This is a genomic window from Brevibacillus sp. SIMBA_040 (assembly GCF_046535075.1).
In the GTDB taxonomy this organism is placed as follows: domain Bacteria; phylum Bacillota; class Bacilli; order Brevibacillales; family Brevibacillaceae; genus Brevibacillus.
The window spans coordinates 1-264 of record NZ_JAWRXI010000230.1; the positions used below are offsets into that span (position 1 = coordinate 1).

At 39.8% G+C, this 264-nt stretch carries 1 protein-coding gene; it reads right to left on the reverse strand.

Going from position 1 to position 264, the window contains the following annotated elements:
• A partial coding sequence (locus SB752_RS32655) for a hypothetical protein (protein ID WP_410719538.1) occupies positions 1-264 on the reverse strand: 264 nt, incomplete at both ends.

The following is a 264-nucleotide window of genomic DNA, read 5'->3' on the forward strand; positions in this document are numbered from 1 at the left end:
CGAAGAATAAAGTGAGACGAATCTATTACCGCCAACTGGGAGAAGAACGCATCCCCTTTACTGATTGTTTTAGCGGCAGAATTGTTTAATATACCCCGATAAATGACAGGCACAGTTCCGTCATAAAGATAATAGTACGGGGGCTTCACTTTAATCTGTAAACTTTTGAAAGGATAATCTGAATGGTCGGGGATGATCTTGAGTGATTCCGTTGTTTTGAGGCTGTAATCGATTTTCATCAGAATTAAAGGAGTATTTCGGCTT